Here is a 22,209-nt window from a genome sequence, read left to right on the forward strand (position 1 = left end):
TGTCAGCGTAGAATGTCGGCGGAGAATGTCAGCGACCGCGGAAGACGACGCGCCGGAAGATCGGCGCCGCGTTGCCGGCCTGGAAGCGCGCGAGATACACACCCGGCGCTACCGTGCGACCGTCTTCGGCGAGACCGTCCCATACGAAGCGGTTGTCGCAGTTGCTGTCGGTCCCGGCTATACCACGGCCGTAGCGACCTGGTGCGAACTCGGAAATGCCGTCGGAGCCTGGCACGATACGCCGCACCTGATTGCCACGCAGATCCAGAATGTCGAGCTTCACCGCCGCGCCGGTTGCGCCAATGTCAAACCAGAAGCAGGTGTTGAAGGCCGTCGCCGACGGAAACGGGTTCGGAAAGTTCTGGTAGAGAATGGTGGTGGTGGGCAGTGGCGGATCGGTAATGACAAACGATCCTGCACTGAACTCCCGCACCGACTCGCCGTTCGCCAGATAGGCGCGCACGTTCCAGCGATACGAGGTGTTGGCCTGCAGATCATCCGTTGGCCGGTACACCGTGTCCGCCAGACCGCCCACCGCCACGGCTGGGCGGCCGTTCGCGGTGAGCTCCAGATCGTATCGCCAGGGGCCCACGGCGTTCGTAACGGGCGCACTGCGCCACACGAACAGCGGACGACGAATGTTGAAACTGTTGCCGGTTGGTGAGTCGGGGGCAATGAGATCCAACCACGTCGGCGTACGCCGCGGTCCCGTCACCACCGACTCGAACACCTGTCCGGCCAGCGCACGCACCAGCGCGCGCCAATACACCTCACGATCGCTCGGTAGCAACCGCGTCACCTGAATCGTGAACGCCGTGTCCACGCGTGTGAAAACACTGTCCAGCACCAGACCCACAAAGTCCGGTGTGGTGGACACCTGCAGGCGCACCTGCAGAGGACGCGCGGGGCCGAGACCAATGGCCAGGAACTGAAAGGCCGGCGTTGGCGAACTCAGAGCCGTGGGGCCATCAAGCAGAATGGTCTGCGCAGCACCGCGTGCCGGAGTGGCCAGCACGGCCACCACCGACAGCCCCACCCAGAGCACCACCACGAGGCGGCGCAGCGCGGCACCGCACAGCGCCGTCATCACGCCGGCGACGGCTCCGGCTCCGCGCCGTCCTCGCTGGGTTCGCTCGGTTCCTCGCCGTCCATCTCGTCCAGTTCGGCACGATCCGGCGACATCTCGTCCACCACCGTGTTGTCGGCCGGTGTCTCGTCCACCGACGGCCCGTTGCGCAGGCGCACGCTCACGATGCTCGACACGCCGGGCTCCTGCATCGTCACACCGTACACGGCATCCGCCGCTTCCGACGTGGTGCGCGGGTTGTGCGTGATGACGATGAACTGGGTCTTGCTCTTGAAATCGTTCAGCATCTTCACGAAACGGCCGATGTTCTGGTCGTCCAGCGGCGCGTCCACTTCGTCCATGAGGCAGAAGGGGCTGGGCTTGGTGAGGAAGATGCCGAACAGCAGTGACAGGGCAACGAGCGCGCGCTCACCGCTTGAAAGCAAATGAATGCGCTGCGTCTTCTTGCCGCGCGGAGAGGCATGGACTTCGATGTCGCAATCCAGCGGCGCGTCCGGATTCTCGAGACGCAGGTCGCACTCGCCACCACCGAACATGCGCAGGAAGATCTGCCGGAAGTTCTCGCGTACCTGCGCGAACGTGGCCAGGAAGAGCTCCCGCGCCGTGCTGTCGATTTCGCGAATGGCCTGATGCAGCGACTGCTTGGCCGCCACCAGGTCATTGCGCTGGCTGGTCAGGAACTCGAGACGGCGCTGTTCCTCCTCATGCTCTTCAATGGCCAGCGGATTGACCGGGCCAAGATCATCCAAGGCCTCGCGCAGCGTCTTGGCCTCTTCACGCAGCGCGTCCGTTTCGAGATCCAGCTCCTCGAAGCCGGCCAGCAGGTCGTCGAGCGAACGCCGCCACTCGGTCTCGAGCCGCTGACGAATGGTCTCGCGCCGGCCTGACAACTCCGTGTGACGCAACTGCGCCCCATGCAGCTGTTCGCCGAGCGCGGTCGCGCGGCGACGGGCTTCATCGAGCACCGATTCGCAGGCATCCGACTGCGCAGTGGCGGCAGCCACCGCTCGCTCGGCTTCCGCCAGTCGGGCATCGGCATCGGCCAAGTTCTTGCGCTCGGTTTCCAACTCCGTGCGCCAGCCCTCGAGCTGCGTGAGCAGATCCTGGTCGGCCTCACTGAGTGTGGACAGTTCACGTGCCAGTGATTCGAGGCGCGCGGCTGCGGTGCTGTCTTCTTCGGCCAGACGCTTCTCGCGATCGATGGCCACCGACAGACGCGCCTGCGCCTGTGCCTGTGCCACCTGCCAGGTGGCCCGCGCCTCACGCGCCTGCTCCTGATCGCGCTCGGCCACCGACAGGGCCTCACGCGCGTCGGTAATGTCGCTATCGGCTTCGCCGGCCCGCGCGTGCAGCGCTTCGGCCTGCGAGGCGAGCTGCTGCGTGCGCTGCTCCAGTTCGGCCAGTCGCGATACCAGCCGCTCGGCCAGTGCGTTCGACTGCGCCAGCTCACGATCGGCGCGTTCACGGCGACGCTCGACTTCCTGCTGCACTTCCTGCGCGCGCCGCACTTCCTGCTGCGCCCGGTTGTGCGCTTCCGTGGCGGCCTGCTGTGCACGCTCCGCTTCACCCAGCGCGAGGCGCGCCGCCTCGGCAGCGAGGGCCGCTTCATCACGCGCGGCATCCGCCGCCGCGAGATCACTCTCGAGGCGCGTGAGCTCGGCGCGGCGCTGCAGCGGACCCGGGCCACCGGCTGTGCCCGGCAGATACATCGCGCCGCGTTCGTCCACAAAGGCATCGCCGCCGTCCAGCGCCTTCACGCGGCCCAGCAGCGCGCGCACCCAGCGCGAGGCCTCGCCCGACGACTCCACCGCGCCGGCCAGCGCGCCTTCGTCGCTGTTGGCCTCCATCACCACGTCGAGCGGCAGCAGCAGCAAGGGGCCCGGCTGCGCCGACGCATGCCACGAGCGCACGGCGGCCGCTGCGGCCGCATCACGCACCACGATGGCATGCATGGTGGCGCCGAGGTAGCGCTCGACGAGCTTGGCCACATCCTCGTTGGCCGAGACGAAGTCGGTGAGCGGGCCAAGTACGGCGCCCTCACCAAAGCGCTCCTTCTCCTTCAGCAGACGCGCGGACGACGGCGCCAGACCCACCCGCTCGCGCTCGAGCGCGGCCAGCGCGTTGCGCTTGCCTTCGAGATTGGTACGCCGCTCGAGTGCGTTGGCCAGCATCGCCCGCGATTCGGCATCGGCCGTGCGCGCGGTGCCCGTGGCCAGACGTGCGCCCTCCAGATTCAGCAGGGCTTCCTGCGCATCGGCCTGCGACACCTGCACCTGTTCACGCGCCGCCAGCAACTCGCGCTCAATGTTCTCCAGCGCATCCACGAGGTTCTGCCGCTCCAACTCCAGCACCTCACGGCGCTGCTCGGTGTCGGCATGTTCGCGCGACGCGCTGTCGCGATCGAGCTCAATGCGACGCGCCTGGTCGCGATGCTCGCGTACCTGACGCTCCAACTGATCCAGCGCGGCGCGCGCCTGCTGCACCGCTTCACGTGTGGTCTGCTCAGCAGACAGGCGCTGCTGCAGATTCTCTGCGGCGTCGGTGACTTCCTGCTCGAGCGTGCTGCGATCAGTGGCCGCGCGCTCGCGGTCCTCGCGCAGACGACGGCCAAAGGCCTCGTTCTCCTTGCGCTCTTCCTCGGCCCGCTGACGGCGCATGGTCGTGCTGCGCTGGCGCTCTTCGGCCACGGCCAGCTCACGCTCGAGACGCTGCGTGCGGTCGCGCTGCTCCGAGGCCAGACGCGCCAGCTCCACGCGACTGGCCTCGGCCGTCGCACGCGCGGCGTGCGCCTCCTCACGCTGCAACTCCGCCGCCGCGATGGCTTCCTCGGAGCCCGGCACATCGCCCTGCAGCTCCGTCAGACGCCCGTCGAGCGCCTCCAGTTCGTCCTTCCACGCCGCCATCTCGCGCACCGCCAGCGAGATCTCCACCGCAAAACGACGCGACGTGAGTTCCGCATGACGCTCGGCGCGGCGGCGCTGGCGGGCCAGCGAGCGCACCTGGCTCTGCACCTCGTTGATGAGGTCATCGAGACGCGCGAGATCCGTCGTGGTTTCATCCAACCGACGCTCGGCACTGCGGCGCCTGTCGCGATACAGCCCAACGCCCGCGGCTTCTTCAAACAGTTCACGCCGCTCGTCCGGACGATCGGAGAGCAGGGCATCGATCATCTTGGATTCGATGACCACACCCGAGTCGGCGCCGAGGCCTGTGCCACGCACGAGGTCCTGGATGTCGCGCAAGCGGCAGGGTGCACGGTTGAGCAGATACTCGCTCTCACCCGAACGCAGCAGACGCCGCGTAATCACCACTTCCTTGAACGGAATGGGCAGTTCGCCTTCGGTGTTGTCGAAATGCAGCGACACCTCGGCCATGTTCACCGGCTTGCGCGCCGATGAGCCGTGGAAGATCACGTCCTCCATTTTTGCGCCGCGCATGGCGCGCGCGCGCTGCTCGCCCAGCACCCAACGCACCGCGTCGGAAACGTTCGACTTGCCGGAACCATTGGGACCGACAATGGCCGTGACGCCCTTCTCGAAGTGGAATTCGAGATGATCGGCGAAGGCCTTGAAGCCGTGGACTTCGAGCTTCGTAAGACGCACTAGAACGTTCTCCCCGTACGAAATGCCAACACCGGGGCCACGCCGACGGCGCGCAGCGAATCCGCGAGCGCCGTGGCCTGCACGGGCGACTCGAAAGCTCCGGTGTAAATCGAGGCGCTGCCGTCAGGTTGACGGAGCGCATAAGCCAGAATGCCGCGCGACGCGAAGGCCGCGAGTCGGCTGCCCACGAGACTCGCGCCAACGCGTGTCTCGAGACGCAGGGCGTAGGGCACGGACACAATGCTGCCGGACCCAATCACCTTGTCGCTGCGCAGACGCGCGAGCAGCGAGTCCACACCCTGCCGGCTGCTGTCGGCGCCCACTGTGAGACGGAACCACATCTCGCCCGCTTCAAGCACCGGCGAAAGCGCGACCCCTTGCAGCGCCGCGACGCGCGGCTCCGGCAATGCGGCCGCCCGCGTGTTGGCGGTGGCGAAGTACACGGCATAGCGCGCGGCACGCAACGAGTCGGCCGGATTGTCCAGCGCCAGCGGCTGAGACGCCGCGCTGTCAGCGGGCATCGCGCCACTGTCGCCAGCCTGGCGCAGCGAATCCACGGGCGTGCTGTCCATGGGCGTTGGGGGCACCACGACACTGGTGGTATCCGGTGCCCGAACCTGCAGCAACGCCACCAGCGGAGCCGGCAGGCGTTCGAGCACCTGCGGCCACATGGCGCCCACGCCAATGGCTGCCGCACCCAGTACGAGAACGCCAGCAATGATCTGCGTGCGACGGCGCGACGCGTCCTGCTGCGCCGCTTCACGCGCCCGGCGCGCACTTTCACGCTTGGGAGGCTCGCTGGGCTCAGCCGGTGGAGGCGGCGCGGGCGGCGCAATGAGCGGAATGCCAGGTGGGGTGGGGAAGGTCGTGTCACCCAGCGGCATGAGAGTGCCCACGTACCCGCAGAGCTCCGCAAACCCGGGCACCGACGGACGCGCCACCACAATCAACAGCGCACCCACCTGCTGAAAGCCCGCGGCCAGACGGCGCCAACGATCGTTGGCGTACACCGCCTCGTGATCAACGGGCTCCGTGCCGCTCGGCATGAGGAACACGTTGTCCGTGTCCAGCATGGGCCGCGCAATCTTGTTCAGCGACACGCCATACAAGAAGCTGTCGGCAATACCGTGCGGATCATCGCCGGTGAGCACGGCTTCGATGGCCGGCGACTCACCAACCAGATCGGCAACCGCCACACGTCGACGCTGGCCTTGCGCACGCGCCAGCCCAAGCGCGGTGCGCGCTGCCACCATGGGGTCGGTCGAGGCCACCACCACCGCGCAGCGCTCATCAAGCAGCGGCGCCAGACGACGGCCTTCCAGGTCCCACGGATCCACTACGGCTCCCGACGTCATGGTGCGCCCTCGAACACCCAGTAGCTCTGACCGGAGGCCTTGCCTATACGCTCAGCCTCCGCGCGTGTGGGGTAGGGCCCCATGATCACGCGATACAACAGTTTGCCGTCACGTTCGGACGTGGTCACACGCGGCGACTGTCCGTCCACGCGAATGCGTCCGGCCAGAGCCCGCGCCTGTTTTTCGTCGAGAATGGCCGCGAATGATACGGTGAACTGCGAGGCGCGCGCGGGCGCCTCACCACTCGTGGCGCTGCCTCCCGTCGTGCTGTCGCCTGCGGCTCCTGCACCGGCAGTTGCGTTACCGGTCGAATCGCCGGTTGCCGGCGGCAAGTCCGACGGATCCCGCGGCGCGCTGGTACGGAATTGCACCGGCTGATCGAGCCCGGCCGCGCGCGGACGGAATCCGTTCCAGCGCAGCGTGTGCCACCATGACGACGCGCCGTCCGTCACGGTCTGCATGGGCGCGAGAGTGGACGGGTGCGCAAATACCACGTCCGCGCCGCGCGTGACGGCAATGCCGCCATCGGGCAGCACCAGCGGCAAGTCGCCGCGCCACGCGCTTTCAATGACACCGACCACCGCGTCTTCCGCCAGACTCACCACAAAGACGGAGTCCACGCCCGGGCTCACCTGCGCACCACGCGCCAGCAGCACGCGACCCAACGGGTCCATGCGCAGCGCACGCGCCGGCGCGGGCAAACGAATGCGGCCCGTCACGCCTTCTTCGAAGCGATCGACAATGCGCAGCACCTCTTCATCGGCCAGCGCGACAAACAGGCGATCACCGCTTGGCGTCGCGGCAATGGCGCGCACCGGGTCGCCCACGTCCACGTTGAGCGCCGGCCCCAGATCGCGGGCCCGCACAGCAATCACCCGCTCGTTGGCGCCGAAGAACACGCGATCACCAACCGAGCCGGCCGTCGTGAGGATTTCATCGCGCAGCGCCGCTTCCTCGCCGCCGATATTGAACAACACCGAGTCCGACACGACCATCTGTGGCGGACGGACCCGCCACACAATGGCCTGATCACCGCGAGCCCCGGCCACGATCAGCGAACCGTCGGCCTGCGGATACAGGGCCTGCGCCGGCAGGCTGGGCCGAAATTTCCAATCGCTGCCGCTGGGGGTGAAGCGCGTGATTTCGCCGCCCGCGGTCAGGCCGTACACCGCCCCTCCGTCAAACGAGGCCAGGGTGGTGAGCGCCTGATCACGCGAGCTCGTTACCGACCCAATGCGGAGATCCACGCGGACCGGCGCGCCACCGGTGTCCACCGCAGACAGGTAGCCATCTTCCGGGCCAAACCCGATGAACCGGGACAGGGGCGGCACGCGCCCAATGGAGCGCCACACCACGCTGTCGAGGGCAGGGTAGCGCGTAGCCGTCAACACCCCGCCCTTCTGCGGGACTCGCAGAAGGAGGGGGTCGGGACCACTGGGAATGCTGGGAGGGGCGCCGGCTCCCTCGGGGCGGGACGAGCGATCGGCACAGCCGCCGGCAACGCCGCACACGAGGAGCAGGAGCGCCGACGCAAGGACCGTGCGCACGGCCGAAAAGTACCTGCCCAGAGGCAGGTCAGGGAGGGGCTTGCCTTTCGCTCGACTTCGGCGCGTCAGTACGACGCGCCGAAGAACCAGGTGCCGAAGCCCTTGGCGCCGGGACGGCTGGCCGGAACGGCCCAGTCCCAGCGGATAATGGCAATGCCGAACAGGTTCATGCGCATGCCGAAACCATAGCTGGTCAACAGTGCCCGCTGCGTGTCCACGTTGTAATTGTCGGGCCGGGACGCCAGCAACGTCTGCCCCTTGGACCATGCTACGCCGGCATCGTAAAAGAACAGCCCGTCAATGGGTGGCAAGCCACCCAGGAGGTTGGTCCTCGTGCCGTAGCGACGGATAATGGGGAAGCGCAGCTCTGCGTTGGCAAAGGCCACGCGCGAGCCAATGAGCTCAGCCGTGCTGCACGAGCTGCCGTTGTCGTTGGGCAGACCGGAACAGCCTACCGTACCGATGTCCTCGCGGTTGTAGCCGCGCACAAAATCCGGACGACCGATCCACTTGGGGAAACGCAGCTCATCGCGGCCCACCGACATGCTGGTGGTGAAGCGCGTGGCAAACGTCACGTAGTTGAACAGGATGGGCACATACGACCGGATGTCCGCCAGATACTCCGTGTACTGCCAGTCGCCTATGGTGGGCTCCACCTCGAGTCGCGCACGCCGGCCCGTAATGGGCCCGGTGAAGCCGAAGAGCGTGTTGTCGGTCACCCAAGCCAGGTACGGCGAGTAGGTGTTGACCGAGGCAATGTTGCGTGTGGGCCCGCGCTGGAAGCCCGTGGCCAGGAAGGTGTTGTAGTCCACCAGCCGGTCGAGCGTGAACACCTGCTGATCGATGTTCTGGAAGCGCGCGCCCAGCTCAAAACGCGTGAAGCGATTGAGCGGGTACAGGCTGGCCGCAAAGACCTGACGCAAGACGAGGCGCGTGAACTCTTGCGACTGGATGAATTGTCCCGGAGTGTCTCCTCGCGTTTCCCTGAAGCCGGACACCAGATACAGCGGCTGCTGACTGACTCCGGTGGTGTACTGGTACCGGCGACCCAGACTCTGATATCCCACGAACACTTGGGCATCGCTCAGCTGACCATTGATGCCGCCGGACAGCGCCAGACGCCGATTGCCCAGCAAGTCGCCGAGCACCACCGTGGTGCCGCCGAATGTGCCCTGACCGAAGCCACCCTGCTGATAGCCAATGCTGGGCTGCGCCACGTATTCCGGCACCAGCTTCGCGCGGTACTTGCTGTCCCGGAAGCGCGTGGTGTCGGGCAGGTTGAAGTCGAAGCTGTCCAGCATCGCCTGCACGCTGATCGTTTCGGCCAGTCGTGCCGTCTGCGACTGCGGCAATTCACTCGACGCGCGGGCGTTGGCGCCCGTGATGGGGCGATAGAACGACTGCCGCGCCTTGGCCGTGTCGCCCACGATGGCCCTCGGCAGGTGCGCCGTGGGGTCCGTCGGACGGCGCACGGTGTCGCCGGGCACTGCAGGACGCGCGCCTTCAGCCACCACCACGGTCTCGCGGAACGGCGCCTTCTTGAGCGCGCGCGGATTCTTGATCTTCCAGATCGAGTGGTCGGTCTTTTCGTAGTACACGAAGGCCAGCACGTCCGCGTCGCGCGCCCACGTGATGGCCGGCGACTGCTCGGCCACGGCCGTCACCGCGCCCAGCACGTTGGTGAGCTGATAGTGCTGACGCTCGGCCACATCGTACAGGAAAATGTTGGCGATGCCCGTGCGATCGGAGATGAACGCCAGCGACTTGCTGTCGGGCGCCCACTGCGGATTGCTGCTGCGCCCGCCCTGACCGGGCAGGATGCTGATCTTCTGCGTCTCGAGATCGTACAGCGCGATCTTCCACGCACCAATCTTGAGGATGTCCTCGTCGAAGTCGTCGCCGCGCTCGGTCACGAAGGCAATGCTGCGACCATCGGGTGACCAGGCCGGTGACAGATCGCCGTAGGTGTCCTTCATGAGCTGCGTATAGCCCGGCGCGTCCATGGACGCCACATACAGATCGCTGGTGCCATGGCGCATGCCGCTGAACACAATGCGTCGCCCGTCGGGACTGAAGCTCGGGCTCAGCACCTGATCGAGCTCGAAGTCAAAGTCCTTGATGACTTTTGCGCGCGCCACGTCGAGCACGTACAGCACGTCGCGCCCACCGCGCTGCCCCGTGAAGGCGAGCAGCTTGCCATCCGGCGAGAAGCTGGGCTGCGAGTAGATGAACCGCAGCTGCTCGTAGTCGGGATTGGTGGTGGTCTTCACCAGGCGCTTGATGCGCTTGCCCGTCTCCGCGTTGGCGAGATAGAGCTCGGGGAACACCTCGCCACGCAGGAAGCTGCCGGTGCCCACATATGCGATGCGTGTGCCGTCGTTGGACAGGGCAGGGGCCACAAACAGACCGCCCGATCCACCCGTGCGCGCCAGCGTCAGCAGCGGCTCCGCAAAACTGCGCGGCCGTTCGAGATTGGCCACCATGGGCAGGAACTTGGCCTGCATGGCCGCCTTCCACTCCGCGCTCAGTTCGTCGAGCGAGAGACCAATTTCACGGCGGAAGGCCCGATCGATGCCGAGGCTCGGCACGGCGTTCATGATCTCGCCGATGACCTCGTCGCCCCAGCGCGCACCCACGAACTGCCACAGCGACAAGCCGTAGCGATACGGGAAGTACTTGTCCGGCCGCTCCGTCATCTGCGCGATGGTGGGCAGCGAGTTGTTCACGATCGCATCGCGCACCCAGGCATCGGTCCACGGATGATTCGGTCCGATGGACAGGTATTCCGCCAGACCTTCCATGAACCACAGCGGCGGATTCACCATGGCCAGGTTCTGCAACCCGGCGCCCGCGCGGCCGCGCGAGAAAATGTCGAAGGTGAACACGTGCACCATTTCGTGAATGAGCACGTGTTCGAAGCTGGCCCAGTCGCCGCTGAAAAATTGCGCCATGCGCTGGCGCAGCGGGTCGGTCACACCACCGGTGCCTTCGCCGAGGTCACCAAAGACATTGCTCTGCGCGAAGTCGCCCGAGGAACCGAAAATGAGAATCGGCTTCTTCTCGCGGAACTGATGCGCAGTGAGTCGAGACAGGCGCGCGTAGGCCCGCTCCGACATGCGCGCCGCATCGGGCGCGACGTCGGCAATCTGCGGGTAGTAATGCACCAGAAAGTGCTCAGTCTCGATGACGCGCCAGTCGAGGCGGTCATACTGCACCTGGTTCTGCCCGAAGTACCCCTGGGCCTCCAGGCGCGCAGGCGCTGCGGTGGCCATTGCCGCGGCCAGCGTCAGGCTCAGGACCGTGCTGCTACGGGACCACCGCGTCACCTGCTTCATGTGCCTTACACTCCCTGCCTCGAAGGCGTGGTCACCGGGTCGAGCTCCACGCGGGTGGCGTCACCCCAGAGTCGCTCAAGCTGGTAGTACTGCCGCAAGGTCGGATGGAAAACGTGGATCACGCAGTCGGCATAATCGAGCAATGCCCACCGACCCTGCGTGAGCCCTTCGGTCATGGTGGTTGACACGCCACCTTGCTTGAGCCCCATCTCGATATGCTCAGCTACGGCGCGCACGTGGGTGTCGGATGTGCCCGAGGCGATAACAAAAAAGTCGGTCATATCCGTCACACCTCGCAGGTCGAGCACCACGATGTCGTGGGCCTTGAGCTCACTGGCGAGGGCGGCGGCCCGGCGGGCGATGGGTTCTCCGGGACTGCTTGGGCGTTCGGCCATGTCGTTCTTCAGGGGTGGAGCGAACGGGGACCGAAACCCGGTACCCCGCCAACTGCTGGAAGGTTGCGTGCAAGGACGACGGTCGGACAGGGGGACGCGGTCGGAATTCCCAACGCCGCACCTTCCACGTCGGTGAACCGCTGCGCCCCCGGGGACCGTTCCGAGGAAAATACCTGAGAAAAAACGAGGGGAGCCCGGTGTCGGACTCCCCTCGGGACCTGACGGGTGACGCAGCTTACTGCTTGATCACCCACACCTTGATCTCCGGGTGCACGTCGGCGTGCAGACGCACGCCCACGCGATACACACCCAGCGTCTTGATCGGCTCGTTGAGCTCGATCTGGCGCTTCTCGATCTTGAAGCCCTGGGCCTCAAGCTGATGCGCAATGTCGGCCGTGGTCACCGAGCCGAACAGCTTGCCTTCCTCGCCGACGCGGGCGGCGAAGGTCACCGAGACCTCAGCCAGCTTGTCCGCGATCTGCTTGGCCGCAGCCACCTTCTCGGCCTCGAGGGCCTCGAGACGGCTCTTCTCGGCCGCGATGCGCTTGCGGTTGCCCGGCGTGGCCTCGTAGGCCAGACCGCGGGGCAGGAGGAAATTGCGGGCGAAGCCCGGCGACACGGAGACAATGTCACCAGGATGTCCGAGCTTGTCGACGGCGTTGCGGAGAATGACTTCCATGGGAACTCCGGGTCGAACCGGTTGATGGCGAAACAGTGAACTGCTGCACGGGCCGGAGCCCGACGAACACGAAACTGCGAAGAATCTCAGCGGGGCGAGCCACGCGGGGACGTGCCCGCACGAAAGTCCCGCCAGGTATCTCCCAATCCGAGCGTGAAGGTCACCGCCAGCAACGCCAGCAGCACCCACACGGGCCCAAGGACTGGGACCAGCACCACCAGGCCCAGCGGCAACCACACCGCCAGGCGCTCGGGGATCCAGCACGACAGGACACCAGCGCCGCGAAGCGCATACAGCGTCCCGAAGAATGCCACGAGATTGAGTCCCACCAACCGGTAGCCGGCCAAGGTGGGCAGCAGGAGAATGGTGACACCCACCACCACGCCCCATACCAACTGATCGTTGAAACGCAGCTCGCGCAGAGCGCCCAAGGGCGGCCCCACACGGGCCCGGCTCAGTCGATGATAGGCCGACCAGGCCAGTGCCAACGCCATCAGCGACTCCAGCGCCAGCAGAGCAGGCGCCAGACGAACCAGCGGACCGGCCCGCGTTCCGCCAACCGCCGACGAGGCGCTCACCGGTTCACCCAACATCACCAGCAGGTTCTCGAAGCGACCCGCCCGCTCAATGGCCAGCGGCACGCGCTTCGTAAACTCCCGCCAGGTGTCGGACGACGACCGGGCCCGCCACTGCTCCAGCGAACTGGCCAGACGCTGCTGGTATTCAGCCGTCAGCATCTGCTCGGCGCCCGCGAAAGCCGTCTGGCCCTGCGGAGCTCTGAGCGACAAGCCGGCGACCGTGACCGTGCCCGCCAACGCCACTGCCGCGAGCGCACGCGCGAGAAACGGACGGGAAGCGGTGGCCAGACAGACCAGCCCGAAGGCCGCGCCCAGCACCACCGCCCAACCTCGCAGAAATGCACCGTAGCCCGAGAGGGGCATCGGCACCTTCCACACGACGTAGGACGCCGCCGCGGTCCACAGCACGGCACTCAGCAAACGTCCGCCGTTCCACCAACCCACGATGGAGCAGGCAGCGATGCCCGTGAGCACCAGCAGGGCGAACTGCTCCACCGGCAGGAGCAGCCGTACCGCACCCGCAAGCAGGGCCAGGGGCGCCGGCCAGGCCGGCGACGCGGTGACGGCCACCATGAGGACAAGCCCCAGGACGAACCAGCGCCACCCCCGCTCACGCGGAGCGGTCGCGACTGCTTCAGGCGCGACCGCTCCGGACATGCTCAGCTCGTCTGCCCCTTCACGTACGGCAGCAGGGCGAGATAGCGGGCCTTCTTCACGGCCTTGGACAGCTGGCGCTGATGGCGCGCGTCCACTCCGCTCAGGCGGCTCGGCAGGATCTTGCCGTAATCGGTGATGAACCGGCCCAGGAGGCGGTCATCCTTGTAGTCCACGTAGCGGATGCCCGCTTCAGTGATCGGGCAGGGCTTCTTCTGGCGGCGCATGGGTTATTCCTCGTCGTCGTCGTCATCGTCGCTCGCGCGGCGGCGCGAGGCGAGCTCCTCATCGCTCAACTTGGGCGCGCCGAGCTCGTGCTCGTACAGCGTCACCAGGTAGCGCACCACGCCTTCGTCGAGCTTGAGCGCACGCTCGAACTCGGGCAGCGTGGACGGCGTCGTCGTGAAGTGGCTGATGATGTAGTAGCCACTCTCGTGACGGCCGATCTTGTAGGCCAGCTGACGACGACCCCAGTGCTCGATCTCCGCGGGTTCCGCGAGGTTGAGCAGGGCCTGCAGCTTCTCGAGCTTTTCAGCAATCGTCGTATCTTCGAGCGCACTGTCGAAGATGTACACGGCTTCGTACCGCCGCGTGGGGTTGCGGCGGATCTTGAGCTTTGCCACTCGGCAATCCTCCCTATGGTCTGAAGTGCCACCCGCAGTGCCGAGCCGCGGGCGGAGGGTACGCCGGAATCGACCGATTCCGGATGAGCCTTGAAGCGTAACAGGAAAGGGGGGCGGCTGGAAGGGTGGGCGGAGGGACCAAGAACCCGAAACTTGAACTCAGAACCCGAAACTGATCAGTTTCGAGTTCTGGGTTCAGGTTCAGAGTCTTGGGTTTCCCCCCTCCCCCATGTGCGGCCGCTACTCCTTCGGTAACCCCGCCCGGATCGCCACGCTGCCCCTCGGGGCCGCCCTCCCGGCCTACCCGGCGCGCTTCAACATCGCCCCCTCCCAGTCCGTGCCGCTCGTCCTGCAGGACCGCGAGGGCCGCCGCGCGCAGCTTGCCCGCTGGGGGCTGGTCCCCTTCTGGGCCGATGACCCCTCCATCGGCAACCGGCTGGCCAATGCCCGGGGCGATACGGCGGCAACCAAGCCCTCATTTCGCGCCGCCTTCAAGAGCCGCCGCGGGCTCTTGCCGCTCGACGCCTACTACGAGTGGCAGACCTTGACCGGCAGCAAGGTCAAGCAGCCCTGGGCCATCGGGCTGCCCGATCACGCCCCCTTTGCCGTGGCCGCGCTCTGGGAGCGCTGGACGCCCAAGGGCGACCCGGACGCCGAGCCGCTGGTGAGTTGCTGCATCGTGACCACCGAGCCCAATGCCACCATGGCGCCCATTCACGACCGCATGCCGGTGATCGTGGCGCCGGAACACTACGACCAGTGGCTCGACCCGACGCACCCCGAGGCAGCGCAGGCGCTCATCGGGCCATGGAAGGGACCCATGGAGGCCTGGAAGGTCAGCACCTACGTGAACGCGCCACGCAATGAGGGCCCCGACTGCTGGCGGCCGGTGGACTCGCCGCAGGACCTGCCGCCTGAACTAACCTCAGCCCCAGACGCGAACCTGCCGCTGTTCTAGGGCTTGGTACCGGCCGTCTTGCGCAGGTAGAGGTTGAGACTGCCGAAGCTCAGCTTCGACTTCATCTGCACCATCATGCGCCGCTCATCGTCGGTGATCCACACCTCGGCCTTCCCGTTCTGCGAGAAGATGCCCTTGGTCTGGAACGTGGGCTGCAGCACGACGGCGTCGAAGTCGCCGGCCGGCACCGACACGCGCTCTTTGCGCAGCACCTTGATGCGCACCGGATTGCCCTGCGCCTTGAAGTAGCGCGAGAACTCGTAGGTGCGGCCCACTTCGAGGGGCAGCGTACGCACGAAGTACAGGAACGAGCCTTCGTCCAGCGGCTGCGCTACCGTGGGCTCTTCCGGGCGATCGCCCTCGCGCATCATGCCGCGCTCGGGGAAGATCTCGTAGCGCCGCTTGCGCTCGTAGTTGCCTTCGTCGACATCCTGATGATAGCGCAGCGAATTGAGCGACACCACATCGAACCACGACTCATACACGTCGTTCACGCGGTAAAGCGGAATGCCGCCCGTGATGGTGAACACCGTGTGCCAGGCCGTGCGGCCACGCACTTCGGTGATCTCCTTCACCTCCATGCTGCCGTTGCCCACCTTGAGCGACCCGAACTTCACGTCGTACTCGAGACGCTCGCCGACATCGAACGGCACGGCGGCCGCATCCGTCGGCAGGCGTCGAGCCGCCTGCGCAACCGCCGCGGTCTGCGCTGACGACTGCGCCAACGTCACTCGCGCGCCGCCCAGCGAGAGGGCGGCGCCAACAACAAGGGCGAGTGGTGCAACGAGCGACGACGTGCGAGACATGGCGTTGGGCATTGGGGACGGAAACGGGCTCGCAGGCAATACCCCGTCAGCCGCGGAAATGTGTCAGACGTTGAAACGGAAGAGCAGCACATCGCCGTCCTGCACGACGTACTCCTTGCCTTCCGAGCGCACGACACCCTTTTCCTTCGCGCCCTTCCAGCCACCGTGCGTCACGAAGTCGGTGTAGGCCACCGTCTCTGCACGAATGAAGCCCTTCTCGAAGTCGGTGTGAATTACACCGGCGGCCTTGGGTGCCGTGTCACCCCGATGAATAGTCCAGGCCCGCACTTCCTGTTCACCGGCGGTGAAGTACGTCTCGAGACCCAGCAGCGAGTAGCCGGCGCGAATGAGACGGTCGAGGCCGGCCGACTCGATACCCAGCGATGCAAGAAACTCCGCGCGCTCATCCGTCGGGAGCTCGGCCAGCTCGCTTTCGATTTTCGCCGAGAAGGGCACGATCTGCGCCTGTTCGCCGCTGGCCGCCACGGCCGCGCGCAGCGACGTGAGGTACTGGCCCTCTTCACCCGACAACTCGGCGTCCGTCACATTGGCCGCGTACAGCACCGGCTTGGCCGTGAGCAACTGCAGACCCTCGAGCTGCGCCAGCTGCTCGCTCGTCAGCCCCGCGCGCCACAGCGGCTTGCCTTCGCTCAGCGCGGCGTTGGCCGCCTCGAGCGCCGGCAGCTCCGCCAGCGCATCCTTGTCGTTGGACTTGGCGGCGCGCTTGGCCTTGTCGAGCCGCTTCTCCACCTGACCCAGGTCGGACAGCGCGAGTTCGAGTTCGATGATTTCCTTGTCACGCGCCGGGTCAGGCTGCCCCATGACGTGCGTCACATCGTCGTCGGCAAAGCAGCGGATGACGTGCACGATGGCGTCGGTTTCGCGGATGTTCTGCAGGAACTTGTTGCCCAGCCCTTCACCCTGCGACGCGCCCTTCACCAGCCCGGCGATGTCCACGAACTGCACCACCGCCGGCACCGTGCGCTTGGGCTGCACGATCTCGGCCAGCTTGTCGAGACGCGGGTCCGGCACCTCCACCATGCCCACGTTGGGCTCGACGGTGCAGAACGGATAGTTGGCCGCTTCCGCCTTGGCGGCGGTAAGCGCATTGAACAGGGTCGACTTGCCCACGTTGGGCAGCCCGACGATACCGAGGCGAAGCATGTGATTCTATGGGAAACGGGCCGGCCCCTGCAGGAACCGGCCCTGTGTACGGGGCGCAGCGTATCCCGGTAAATGTAGCAGCCCGCGGAAATATGATGCGACGTGGGAGGGCGGCCGGACGTACCGTGCGGGATGCAGGATTTTCGGAAGCTCAGGGTGTGGCGGGCGGCGCAGGATCTCGCCGTCGCCGTCCACGGCATGACGCAGACCCTTCACGGGACCGACGCCGCCAGCCTGCGGAGCCAGGTGCGGCGGTCGGCGTTGTCCATTGCGGCCAATGTCGCGGAGGGCGCCGTGAGCGGCAGTCCGCGACAGTTTGCGCGGTTTCTTCAGATGGCCATCGCTTCGACGTCCGAAACTGAAAGTCACCTCGACTTCGGGATTCGGGTGCGGTTGCTACCTGACGACGAGGCGGGGGCCCTGATGCGGGATACGGTGGTATTGCGGCGCCAACTGATCGCCTTGCGAAAACGGGTGCTGGAGGCCGCGAACCAAAAACCCGGAACCTGAACCCAGAACTCGAAACTGATCAGTTCCGAGTTTTGGGTTCGAGTTCCGGGTTCTTGGTCGCGACCGGTGCGGCGTGCGGAGAACCGTTACTGCTTGCAGCTCCCCCTCGGCTCCATCCGCACTCCATCCACCTTCGGCCGCGCTCCGTTCCCCAGCTCCAGCGCGATATCGGCAATCAGTCGCGTCACCCGCTGCATGTGCGGGTAGTCAATGTACTGGGGCTCGTCCGTCAGCTGATGGTAGGCCGAGTGGCCGCCGGTGGTAAAGAACGTGACCGGGATCCCCCACTTGGCGTACTCGTAGTGATCGCTCCGGCAGTAGATGTTCATCGGGTGCCCGTTCGCATCCATGGCGTAGTCGAACACGAAATTGTGCTTCTTGTCCGTGTTCACGCGCTCCACCAGATCGCCCAGCTCCGTGGACAGCCGCCGCGAACCCACCAGCTGCAGGTAGTCGGGCCCACCGCGCAGTGGCGCTCCGCTGGCCGTCGTTCCCGTGACGTCCGTTGCACTGCCGCGGCCCACCATGTCCACGTTGAGCTGCGCCACGATCGAATCGCGCGGCACCGTGGGGTGCTCCGTGTAGTAGGCCGAGCCCCACAAGCCCTTTTCCTCACCGGCGTGCCACACGAACAGCGTGCTGCGCTTGGGTCGGGTCTTGAGACTCGCCAGATACTCCGCCACTTCCTGCACGGCGACCGTGCCTGAGCCATCGTCGTCGGCGCCGTTGAAAATCGAATCACGACGCGCGGGCTTCGTCTTGCGGAGCTCAACCAGCTCGGCGTTGATCTGCGCGAACTGTTCGGGTGTGCCAAAGTTGCGTTCGTCTTCCGCGCCACCGGGCCGCACGATGCGATTGAAGACCAGGATCGAGTCGTGATCCACGCCACGCGGCACGGTACCCACGTGGTCGCTGTGCGCACCCACGGCCACGTACTGATGCTTGAGCACCGGATCACTGCCTTCGAGCAAGGCCACCACGTTGCGCACGGGGAACTTGGGCGCCGTAATCTGCAGTGGCGCCGAAATGGTCACGCGTGCGCCCTCCGCACCCGGCGCAAGAGCGGCGATACTCGTCGGGAACAACTTGGCGGCCGCCGAATCACTCACCACCAGGTAGCTCGTGCCAGGCGTGGGGTCCAGCGACTTGAGATCAGGTCGGTTGACGAACGACAGCACGCCCGCCGCACCGTTGGGCAGCAGCAGCACCACCCCCCGTGCGCCGGATGGTGTCGGGACTGGCCCGAACGCCACTTGGGAGACGGCCTGATTGCTGCGAGGCACACGCAGCGCCACCAACTTGCCGACGGCCTGCGCGGAATCGATGACGACGTTGCCAAGATCCCCGCCAAAGATCACCGGCACGTTGTCGAAGGACAGATCAACGCGCGAAGCGACCGCCCACTCCCGATTCAAGGCGAGCGACGCACCACCAGCGATGAACGTGGCCATTGGATCGACGCGTCGCACGCCGATCTTGAGCTCCTGAAAGAACGTCCCGTTCTCTCCCGCCGGCTTGAGCCCCATGCGCTTCGCTTCCGCCGCCAGATACTCCGTGGCCTTGAAGTGGCCCTCGGTCCCTACATCGCGTCCGCCCAGTGAATCGTCGGCCACGATATACAGCCGCGTCATCAGATCCTGCGTGGTGATGGCGCCACTCGTGGGCCGCGGCTCATGCTTGAGTGGCAGCGGCGACGAGTTCACACCCGCCGGTACCGTGCGCGGGCGCGGTGCATCCTGCGCGGCCAGTGTGCGCGGCCCCAACACACTGCTGCTGGCCACCAACGCCGCCGCCATGAGCGCCACCCGGTCCACCAAAACCCGCGGCGCATGCCACGCGCGGGATGTCATCGGATTCATCGTGAGTTCTGCGAAGTGTAAGGGATGCGCGCCAACTGTATACGCAGCGACGGCTTGACTGTCGTCCACGCGGCCAGCAGGCCGTTCCGGGTGGCCACGAGCCGCGGGAACCCGCTCTGACGTGCACTCGACGTGGACGCCACCGCCATCGACGCACTGGCCATGGCCCCACTCTCCGAGAAACGCACCCGGCGCACCAGCACATCCGACGAATCGGCGGTACGCTGCTCGAGCCACGACACAATGGGCTGCCCGTCCGGATCGAGCTCCACGTCCACCCGGCCCATGGGATTACCCTCATCCACGCGCACAGGTTCACCAAAGGTCCGGCCACCATCCACGGAGCGCACCACGCGCACCCGCGCACTGTCGTTGGGCGCGGCAAACCACGCCACCACCACGGTGTCGCCGCGCGAAGCGGCCTGCGGCCCATTCACCGGGCAACCGGCATAGTGCCACTGATCCGGGTGTACGATCTGCGGGGCACTCCAACCACTGCTCGTGCGGCGCGAAATTGCGATGTCGCGAATCTCCTCCGCGGTCCGGTCGCGATACACCACCACACGACCGTCACCGGTCAGCGCCGTACCCGTCTGACAGCAGTCGCACGCGCGGGCGTCCAGCAACGCCTCGTCGCGCAGCGCGCCGTCGGCGCCAAGCACGGCACTGCGAATGGTCATCTCACGCGCGGAGTCGGGCATGGCACTCTTGCGGCCGTCCAGCCACACGAGACCCACGTCCGATGCACCCTCCGCCCACATCGACACGAACCCATGTTCGGCTTCCAGTCCATCCGTGTGCGGCGAAACCGGGGCGCTCCAGCTGCGACCGGCATCACGCGAACGCGACACCCGCACACCGTAGGCATACTTGCCGCTGCCCTCGCGCTCGAGCCAGTGGGTCACGAGGTCACCATTGGGCAGCGCCAGCACACTCGGGAAATCCGCCCAGTTGACGAACAACGGGCGCGCCGCCGCCGTGCGCACCGAATCCCAGCGCGTGCCATCGTGACGGGCCACACGCACACGCACGGTCGAATCCGTGATGCGCTCCGTCCACGACAGCCACACACCGCCGCTGGTATCGAGCGTCAGGTGCGGTGTACTGCGCGTCAGCACCGCCGTATCGAGAGCCGGCGATTCCACGGGCACCGGCGTGCCCAGGGCGAGGTCGTTGTCGCTCGAGACATCGGCGCTGCCCGTGCACGCGGCAAGAGTCAGCAGGGCCGCGCATCCACCTGCGGCCTGCGTGGCGAAGGGCATCTTGGTATGTTGGCGCATCCCCAAAGCTGCTGCCCGGTAGCATGCCGGGGAACCTCCCCACCTCTTTCAGCAGGATTTCCACGATGCGGTACTCCGCACGCGGGGCGTCCGCCCCGTCATTGCACCGTTCGTCACGCCTGATGCGTCGCACGCTGGTGCTCGCCGCGGCCACGCTGGCTCCGTTGTCCTTCGCCGCCGTCACCGCGGAGGCCCAGACGGCCGCCACCTTCCCGGCGCCAGACGCCACGCTGGCCCGTCTCTGGACGCTCGGCATGGACAGCTCGCAGGTGCAGCGACTCGGGCAGGTGCTGCTCGACTCCATCGGTCCGCGTCTCACGGGCACGGCACGCCAGAAGATGGCCAACGACTGGTTGCTTTCGCTCTACAAGCAGTGGGGCGCCGAGGGCCGCAACGAACAGATCGGCACCTGGCGCGGATGGCGTCGCGGGCATTCACACATCGATCTCATTGCACCGCGCATGCGGTCGCTCGAAGGCACCATGCTCGCGTGGAGCCCGGGCACCAAGAGCAAGGACATCACCGCCAACACCATTGTGCTGCCGCGTTTTGCTGACAGCACGGAGTTCGTGAAGTGGTTGCCGCAGGCCAAGGGCAAGTTCGTGCTGGTGTCAGCACCGCAGCCCACCTGCCGCCCCACCGACAACTGGACGCAGCACGCCACGCCGGCCAGCAAGGCACGCATGGACAGTGCGCGCGCCGAGGTCAATCGCGAGTGGGGCGGCACCAGCGTGCGCGGCACGGGATACAGCAACGCACTCGGCACCGGCAGCCTCGGCATGCGTCTCGAAGAAGGTGGCGTGGCTGGCGTGATCACCTCGCGTCCAAAGAACGCCTGGGGCACCATTGACGTGTTCGAGACCTACAACACCAAGGCGCCGGCCATCGCGCTGTCGTGTGAAGACTACGGCCTCGTGTTCCGTCTCACCGAGAACAATCAGGGCGCCAAGCTGCGCATCAACACCGATGCGGAGCTGCTGGGTGAGCAGCCCATCTTCAACACCATAGGCATGCTCAAGGGCAGCGAGAAGCCCGATGAGTATGTCGTGTTGTCGGCGCATTTCGATTCCTTCGACGGCGGCAGTGGCGCCACCGACAACGGCACGGGGTCGCTGACCATGCTTGAGGCCTTCCGTCTCCTGGCCACCGCGTATCCCAAGCCCAAGCGCACCATTCTCGTGGGCCATTGGACGGCGGAGGAGCACGGCCTCGTTGGGTCACGCGCCTTCACTGAAGATCATCCCGAAGTGGTGAGCGGCCTGCAAGCCCTGTTCAATCAGGACAACGGCACGGGCCGCATTCAGAGCATCAACGCGGCCGGACTGCCAAACGCGGGCGTGCATCTGCGCGAGTGGCTGGGCAAGCTGCCCACCGAAGTGTCGAGTGCCCTCAACCCGCGCATTCCCGGTTCGCCGAGTGGTGGTGGCAGCGACGATGCCAGCTTTGCCTGTCATGGCGCACCCGCCTTCGGTATGGGCGGTGTGAGCTGGGACTACGGCACGTATACCTGGCACACCAATCGCGACACTTACGACAAGGTCGTGTTCGACGATCTCAAGCACAACGCGACCCTGGTGGCCATGTTGGCCTATCTCGCCAGTGAAGATCCGAGCAAGATCACGCGTGAGCGGGCCACGGCGGCCGACATGGCGCCGCAGGGTCGTGCGGCGGCGGCCGGTGGGGCGCAGGGGGCCGGAACCTTTGCCTGGCCCACGTGTCAGAAGGCGCCACGGAAGACCAATCCGCGTCTCCGTTAGGACAAACAGCTTTCCGCCTG

At 66.3% G+C, this 22,209-nt stretch carries 17 protein-coding genes; 3 read left to right on the top strand and 14 right to left on the bottom strand.

Features of this window, described 5'->3' with window-relative positions:
• Nucleotides 1-28: 28 nt before the first annotated feature.
• From B2747_RS08175 to rpsF, 10 genes are all read right to left on the bottom strand, one after another.
• Nucleotides 29-1,090: a hypothetical protein gene (locus B2747_RS08175; protein ID WP_291159000.1), complete on the bottom strand. Its 1,062-nt coding sequence runs from the start codon at nt 1,088-1,090 to the stop codon at nt 29-31.
• Nucleotides 1,087-4,689, bottom strand: a complete 3,603-nt coding sequence (gene smc, locus B2747_RS08180) for a chromosome segregation protein SMC (protein ID WP_291159002.1) — start codon at nt 4,687-4,689, stop codon at nt 1,087-1,089. Before smc ends, B2747_RS08175 begins: the two co-directional genes overlap by 4 nt.
• On the bottom strand, nt 4,689-6,044 hold the full coding sequence (locus B2747_RS08185; protein WP_291159007.1) for a hypothetical protein: 1,356 nt from the start codon (nt 6,042-6,044) through the stop codon (nt 4,689-4,691). The genes smc and B2747_RS08185 overlap by 1 nt, the downstream gene beginning before the upstream one ends.
• A complete protein-coding gene (locus tag B2747_RS08190) occupies nt 6,041-7,591 on the bottom strand; it encodes an SPOR domain-containing protein (RefSeq protein WP_291159011.1) in 1,551 nt (516 codons plus the stop codon). The genes B2747_RS08185 and B2747_RS08190 overlap by 4 nt, the downstream gene beginning before the upstream one ends.
• A 65-nt stretch (nt 7,592-7,656) precedes the next feature.
• Nucleotides 7,657-10,926, bottom strand: a complete 3,270-nt coding sequence (locus tag B2747_RS08195; RefSeq protein WP_291159013.1) for a hypothetical protein — start codon at nt 10,924-10,926, stop codon at nt 7,657-7,659.
• 5 nt (nt 10,927-10,931) lie between these two features.
• Nucleotides 10,932-11,321 (bottom strand): ribosome silencing factor, encoded by a 390-nt coding sequence (gene rsfS / locus B2747_RS08200; RefSeq protein ID WP_291159015.1) that lies wholly within the window; start codon nt 11,319-11,321, stop codon nt 10,932-10,934.
• Nucleotides 11,322-11,556: 235 nt separating this feature from the next.
• Entirely contained in the window at nt 11,557-12,000 is a 444-nt protein-coding gene (gene rplI, locus B2747_RS08205; protein WP_291159018.1) for a 50S ribosomal protein L9, read from the bottom strand.
• Nucleotides 12,001-12,086: 86 nt separating this feature from the next.
• The gene (locus tag B2747_RS08210; RefSeq protein WP_291159021.1) at nt 12,087-13,235 is read right to left on the bottom strand and encodes a DUF2232 domain-containing protein; all 1,149 of its coding nucleotides are present in this window, start codon (nt 13,233-13,235) and stop codon (nt 12,087-12,089) included.
• A gap of 2 nt (nt 13,236-13,237) precedes the next feature.
• A complete protein-coding gene (gene rpsR, locus B2747_RS08215) occupies nt 13,238-13,459 on the bottom strand; it encodes a 30S ribosomal protein S18 (RefSeq protein WP_291159024.1) in 222 nt (73 codons plus the stop codon).
• Between the two features lie 3 nt (nt 13,460-13,462).
• Nucleotides 13,463-13,855 carry a 30S ribosomal protein S6 gene (rpsF, locus tag B2747_RS08220; RefSeq protein ID WP_291159026.1) on the bottom strand — a complete coding sequence of 131 codons (393 nt, stop codon included), beginning with the start codon at nt 13,853-13,855 and terminating at the stop codon, nt 13,463-13,465.
• A gap of 229 nt (nt 13,856-14,084) precedes the next feature.
• On the opposite strand from rpsF, the gene B2747_RS08225 reads away from it, so the two are divergent.
• Nucleotides 14,085-14,813 carry an SOS response-associated peptidase gene (locus B2747_RS08225; protein ID WP_291159028.1) on the top strand — a complete coding sequence of 243 codons (729 nt, stop codon included), beginning with the start codon at nt 14,085-14,087 and terminating at the stop codon, nt 14,811-14,813.
• Here B2747_RS08225 and B2747_RS08230 read toward each other — a convergent pair.
• Both B2747_RS08230 and ychF read right to left on the bottom strand, forming a co-directional pair.
• On the bottom strand, nt 14,810-15,619 hold the full coding sequence (locus B2747_RS08230) for a DUF3108 domain-containing protein (RefSeq protein WP_291159031.1): 810 nt from the start codon (nt 15,617-15,619) through the stop codon (nt 14,810-14,812). The two genes, B2747_RS08225 and B2747_RS08230, sit on opposite strands and share 4 nt — an antisense overlap.
• Before the next feature lie 63 nt (nt 15,620-15,682).
• Nucleotides 15,683-16,783: a redox-regulated ATPase YchF gene (gene ychF, locus B2747_RS08235; protein ID WP_291159033.1), complete on the bottom strand. Its 1,101-nt coding sequence runs from the start codon at nt 16,781-16,783 to the stop codon at nt 15,683-15,685.
• A gap of 132 nt (nt 16,784-16,915) precedes the next feature.
• Between ychF and B2747_RS08240 the strand changes: the two genes are divergently transcribed.
• A complete protein-coding gene (locus B2747_RS08240) occupies nt 16,916-17,293 on the top strand; it encodes a four helix bundle protein (protein WP_291159035.1) in 378 nt (125 codons plus the stop codon).
• A gap of 86 nt (nt 17,294-17,379) precedes the next feature.
• Here B2747_RS08240 and B2747_RS08245 read toward each other — a convergent pair whose 3' ends face one another.
• Both B2747_RS08245 and B2747_RS08250 read right to left on the bottom strand, forming a co-directional pair.
• On the bottom strand, nt 17,380-19,143 hold the full coding sequence (locus B2747_RS08245; protein WP_291159038.1) for a M28 family metallopeptidase: 1,764 nt from the start codon (nt 19,141-19,143) through the stop codon (nt 17,380-17,382).
• A gap of 5 nt (nt 19,144-19,148) precedes the next feature.
• Nucleotides 19,149-20,432: a sialidase family protein gene (locus B2747_RS08250; RefSeq protein ID WP_291159041.1), complete on the bottom strand. Its 1,284-nt coding sequence runs from the start codon at nt 20,430-20,432 to the stop codon at nt 19,149-19,151.
• Between the two features lie 122 nt (nt 20,433-20,554).
• Here B2747_RS08250 and B2747_RS08255 point away from each other — a divergent pair, with 122 nt between their 5' ends.
• The gene (locus B2747_RS08255; protein ID WP_291159044.1) at nt 20,555-22,189 is read left to right on the top strand and encodes a M20/M25/M40 family metallo-hydrolase; all 1,635 of its coding nucleotides are present in this window, start codon (nt 20,555-20,557) and stop codon (nt 22,187-22,189) included.
• Nucleotides 22,190-22,209: the final 20 nt, after the last annotated feature.

This window comes from Gemmatimonas sp. UBA7669 (assembly GCF_002483225.1).
In the GTDB taxonomy this organism is placed as follows: domain Bacteria; phylum Gemmatimonadota; class Gemmatimonadetes; order Gemmatimonadales; family Gemmatimonadaceae; genus Gemmatimonas.

Bases quoted from the DNA above. Each gene is read 5' to 3' on its own strand.
- B2747_RS08185 (WP_291159007.1), bottom strand. From the start codon at position 6,044: ATGACGTCGGGAGCCGTAGTGGATCCGTGGGACCTGGAAGGCCGTCGT.
- B2747_RS08195 (WP_291159013.1), bottom strand. From the start codon at position 10,926: ATGAAGCAGGTGACGCGGTGGTCCCGTAGCAGCACGGTCCTGAGCCTG.
- rsfS (WP_291159015.1), bottom strand. From the start codon at position 11,321: ATGGCCGAACGCCCAAGCAGTCCCGGAGAACCCATCGCCCGCCGGGCC.
- rplI (WP_291159018.1), bottom strand. From the start codon at position 12,000: ATGGAAGTCATTCTCCGCAACGCCGTCGACAAGCTCGGACATCCTGGT.
- B2747_RS08210 (WP_291159021.1), bottom strand. From the start codon at position 13,235: ATGTCCGGAGCGGTCGCGCCTGAAGCAGTCGCGACCGCTCCGCGTGAG.
- rpsR (WP_291159024.1), bottom strand. From the start codon at position 13,459: ATGCGCCGCCAGAAGAAGCCCTGCCCGATCACTGAAGCGGGCATCCGC.
- B2747_RS08225 (WP_291159028.1), top strand. From the start codon at position 14,085: ATGTGCGGCCGCTACTCCTTCGGTAACCCCGCCCGGATCGCCACGCTG.
- B2747_RS08230 (WP_291159031.1), bottom strand. From the start codon at position 15,619: ATGTCTCGCACGTCGTCGCTCGTTGCACCACTCGCCCTTGTTGTTGGC.
- ychF (WP_291159033.1), bottom strand. From the start codon at position 16,783: ATGCTTCGCCTCGGTATCGTCGGGCTGCCCAACGTGGGCAAGTCGACC.
- B2747_RS08240 (WP_291159035.1), top strand. From the start codon at position 16,916: ATGCAGGATTTTCGGAAGCTCAGGGTGTGGCGGGCGGCGCAGGATCTC.
- B2747_RS08245 (WP_291159038.1), bottom strand. From the start codon at position 19,143: ATGACATCCCGCGCGTGGCATGCGCCGCGGGTTTTGGTGGACCGGGTG.
- B2747_RS08250 (WP_291159041.1), bottom strand. From the start codon at position 20,432: ATGCGCCAACATACCAAGATGCCCTTCGCCACGCAGGCCGCAGGTGGA.
- B2747_RS08255 (WP_291159044.1), top strand. From the start codon at position 20,555: ATGCGTCGCACGCTGGTGCTCGCCGCGGCCACGCTGGCTCCGTTGTCC.